We start from the raw sequence: 3,714 nt of genomic DNA on the forward strand, positions 1-3,714 counted from the left end.
TGGCCCAACTGCTGGATGCTCTTGTGCGCCGCCAGTTGGGGGATCGCCCCTTGGTCGCCACCTCCCTGGCCGCCCGCAGTCGTGTGCGCGGCCGCTTGTATGTCTTCGGTTCCAAGGCCGGCCTGAGCTGGAGCGAGAGTCACCGCCGCCATGTCCAACTCGTGGCGGACCTCGCCGGGGTGGCGGTGGAGGGGGATCAGTTACTGCAGGAGGCCAGGCGCCATGAGCGCCTCGATCGTCAGCTCTCCACCGGCGGTGAAATCCAGGCCCAGTTGCTGCCGGACCACTGCCCCGTGATCGAGGGGGTGGAATTGGCCGCGCGCTGCCGGCCTGCCTTTGAAGTGGGCGGAGATTACTTCGATTTCATTCCCACCCGGCCCCAGCTGATTGGCCGCCAGCGGGAGCAGGGGCGTTGGGCCCTGGTGATTGGCGATGTGATGGGCAAGGGGGTCCCAGCCGGTCTGTTGATGACGCTGCTGCGGGGCATGCTTCGGGCCGAGGTCTCCAGCGGCTTGCCCCCCGATCAGATCCTCCACGACCTGAACCAATTGGCTCAGGAGGACCTGGCCCAGTCCCATCGCTTTGTCACCCTCTTCTATTCCGACTTCGACCCCCGCACCCGGTTGCTTCGTTACGCCAACGCGGCCCACAACCCGCCCTTGATCTGGCGGCGGATTCGCCATGCAGTCGAACGTCTGGATGCACCGGGTCTGTTGATCGGTCTGCAGAGCGAGGCGGAGTACGGCTGCGAGCAGATCGTGCTGGAGCCAGGCGATGTCCTGCTCTGCTACACCGACGGCGTCACGGAAGCCTCTGGCCTCAATGGCGAGCGCTTCGACGAGGAGCGTCTGGTTGCGGCCCTGCAAACGGCCTGCCGCTCCGGCGGTGGGGCCCAAGGAATCCTGGATCAGCTGTTCGCGCGCCTGGATCGCTTTGTTGGAGCGGATCGCCCCCTCGATGACGATGCCTCGATGGTGGTGCTGAAGGTGCGCGAGGAGGTGACGCTGCCGAGCGTGAGTAGTCGCCTGCCAAGCTGAGATTCAGCAGCACGTCCGGGCCCGATGGCCGTTGATTCCTCTTCCTCCACCTGGAGTCAGCGTTTTGAGCAGGGTCTGCATCCAGCGATTGAGCGCTTCAATGCCTCGATCGGTTTTGACATCAACCTGCTGCAGCAGGACCTGGATGGATCGATCGCCCATGCCCGGATGTTGGGCAGCACCGGAGTGATCACGGCCGAGGAGGCTGAGCAGCTGGTCGCTGGTCTCGAGCAGGTGCGCGCTGAGGCGGCCGCAGGCCAGTTCAACCCTGGCCTCGAGGACGAGGACGTGCACTTCGCCGTGGAGCGAAGGTTGATCGCGATCCTGGGGCCCCTGGGCAAAAAGCTCCACACCGGCCGCTCCCGCAATGACCAGGTCGGCACGGATTTGCGCCTGTGGCTGCGGGGTCAGATCGATGCCATCGATGGTGCCCTCGTGCGCTTTGAGCAGGCGTTGCTCGCCCAGGCCGAAGCCCACGTGGAGGTGATGATCCCCGGTTACACCCACCTGCAGCGGGCCCAGCCGATCTGCCTGGCCCATCACCTGCTGGCTTATGTGGAGATGGCGGAGCGGGACCGCGCTCGTTTGAAGGACCTGCGCAAGCGGGTCAACATCTGCCCCCTCGGTGCGGCTGCCCTAGCGGGGACACCAGTACCGATTGATCGGCGTCACACGGCCGCCGCCCTGGGTTTTGACGACGTCTACGCCAACAGCCTCGATGCCGTCAGTGACCGCGATTTCGCGGTGGAGTTCAGTGCGGCCGCCAGCCTGGTGATGGTGCACCTGAGTCGCCTGAGCGAGGAGGTGATCCTCTGGGCCAGCGAGGAGTTTCGCTTCGTCAGCCTCACCGATCGCTGCGCCACGGGCAGCAGCCTGATGCCCCAGAAGAAAAACCCCGATGTCCCCGAACTGGTCCGGGGCAAATGCGGGCGCGTCTTCGGTCACCTGCAGGGACTGCTGGTGATGATCAAGGGTCTTCCCCTGGCCTACAACAAGGATTTCCAGGAGGACAAAGAGGCCCTGTTTGACGCCGTGGCCACCACCCTGGCCTGCCTGGAGGCGATGGCGATTCTGTTTGAAGAGGGTTTGGAGTTTCGTCCCCAGCGTCTGGAGCAGGCGGTGGAGAGTGACTTCTCCAATGCCACGGATGTGGCGGACTATCTAGTCGGCAAAGGCGTTCCCTTTCGGGAGGCTTATCAATTGGTGGGCGGCCTCGTCAAAACCTGCCTGCAGGAGGGGATCCTTTTGCGTGAGCTGCCGCTGGAGCGTTGGCATCAGCTCCATTCAGCCTTTGAGGCCGACATCTTTGAGGCCATTCATCCCCGTCAGGTGGTCTCCGCCCGCCGGAGTGAAGGGGGGACGGCGTTTGATCAGGTCCGGCTGCAACTGGAGCGGGCCAAACAGCGGCTGTTGGATTGAGAGCAGCCGTTCAAATTGCTCCAGCCGGTCTAGGGTTCTGGGGCTGAATCAACGCCGAATCGGCCCGGACGGCCTGTGAGCATCTTTGTTGGCAACCTTCCTTTTCGCGCAGAGCAAGAGGACGTCGCCGAGTTGTTTGCCCCCTTTGGTGAGGTCGCCAATTGCGCCCTTCCCCTAGAGCGCGATACCGGCCGCAAGCGTGGGTTCGCCTTTGTCGAACTCGTCGATCCCGACAGCGAAGACCGGGCGATCGACGCCCTGCAAGGGGCTGAACTGATGGGCCGCCCCCTGCGCATCAACAAGGCCGAACCCCGTTCTCCCGGCGGCGGCGGTGGCGCCCCCCGTCGCGGGGGTTATTCCGGCGGTGGTGGTTATGAGCCCAACCGCGCACCTGAACCTCGGGGTGATCGTCCATCCGGTGCCCAGGGCTGGGAAGACCGCAGCTACGGCAGTCAGAACGATTCCTTTGGTGAAGGCCGGACCCGCCGTCGCCGCAGCAGCTACCAGGGCGATTAGTCCTGGCGGGCGATCACGCCCCAAAACAGGGCGTAGAGCGCTGTGACCAGGCCGAGGCTTGAGCCCCAGCTGGGGCCCAGGCTGAAGCCCAAGCCCAGGTTGATGCCGAAGCCCAGCAAAAGGGCCAGGGCAAGGCAGCCTCCCAGCTTGAGGCTGGCTATGCCGGCTGGGTCTTCTTCGTTCAGCAGCCGCCCACTGAGGGGGACATAGGCACTCACGGCCCAAAGGGCCGTGCCCGGAAGCCAGAGACTCCAGCTCGTCAGCAGCCAGTCGGTGATCACCAGGCGCCCCCAAGGCAGTGGTCCTCCCTAGCATCGCCCTTCAGCAGCAGGCCCCTGTGACCACGAGCACCTGGCAGTTTCAGGGGTTTCCCATCCATTGCCTGCAGCAGGGCACCAGCCCCGCTGACCGTCCTGCCGTGCTGTTGGTGCATGGCTTTGGTGCCTCCACCGACCACTGGCGCTTCAACATCCCGGCCCTGCAGCAGCACTACGAGGTCCATGCCTTGGATCTGCTGGGGTTTGGCCGCAGTGCTAAGCCCGCTGGCCCCAGCTATGGCGGTGCCCTTTGGCGCGATCAGTTGGTGAGCTACGTCAGGGAGCGCATCGGCCGCCCCACGGTGATTGTTGGTAACTCCCTGGGGGGGTACGCCGCCCTGGCAGCTGGGGCGGCGTTGGGTTCAGACAGCGCGGGCGTGGCGTTGCTAAATGCCGCTGGACCGTTCTCCGATGAGCAGGGCGAG

General features: G+C 64.8%; 5 protein-coding genes. 4 read left to right on the forward strand and 1 reads right to left on the reverse strand.

Annotated features, from left to right (window positions below; genetic code table 11):
• The 3 genes from QZ186_RS11490 to QZ186_RS11500 all read left to right on the forward strand — a co-directional run.
• The coding region (locus QZ186_RS11490; RefSeq protein WP_296416965.1) for a PP2C family protein-serine/threonine phosphatase at positions 1-1,037 on the forward strand (1,037 nt) is incomplete at its 5' end.
• Between the two features lie 24 nt (positions 1,038-1,061).
• Entirely contained in the window at positions 1,062-2,456 is a 1,395-nt protein-coding gene (gene argH, locus QZ186_RS11495; protein WP_296416967.1) for an argininosuccinate lyase, read from the forward strand.
• A gap of 75 nt (positions 2,457-2,531) precedes the next feature.
• Positions 2,532-2,972 carry an RNA-binding protein gene (locus tag QZ186_RS11500; RefSeq protein ID WP_296416969.1) on the forward strand — a complete coding sequence of 147 codons (441 nt, stop codon included), beginning with the start codon at positions 2,532-2,534 and terminating at the stop codon, positions 2,970-2,972.
• On the opposite strand, the gene QZ186_RS11505 is transcribed toward QZ186_RS11500, so the two are convergent.
• Complete coding sequence (locus QZ186_RS11505) at positions 2,969-3,253, reverse strand: hypothetical protein (protein WP_296416971.1); 285 nt, start codon at positions 3,251-3,253, stop codon at positions 2,969-2,971. The genes QZ186_RS11500 and QZ186_RS11505 overlap by 4 nt on opposite strands.
• 92 nt (positions 3,254-3,345) lie before the next feature.
• On the opposite strand from QZ186_RS11505, the gene QZ186_RS11510 reads away from it, so the two are divergent.
• Positions 3,346-3,714, forward strand: a 369-nt coding sequence (locus QZ186_RS11510) for an alpha/beta fold hydrolase (protein WP_296416973.1), incomplete at its 3' end; no start/stop codon positions are given.

This window comes from Vulcanococcus sp. DEBay_Sum29NL08_54, from assembly GCF_017859255.1.
Taxonomy (GTDB): domain Bacteria; phylum Cyanobacteriota; class Cyanobacteriia; order PCC-6307; family Cyanobiaceae; genus Vulcanococcus.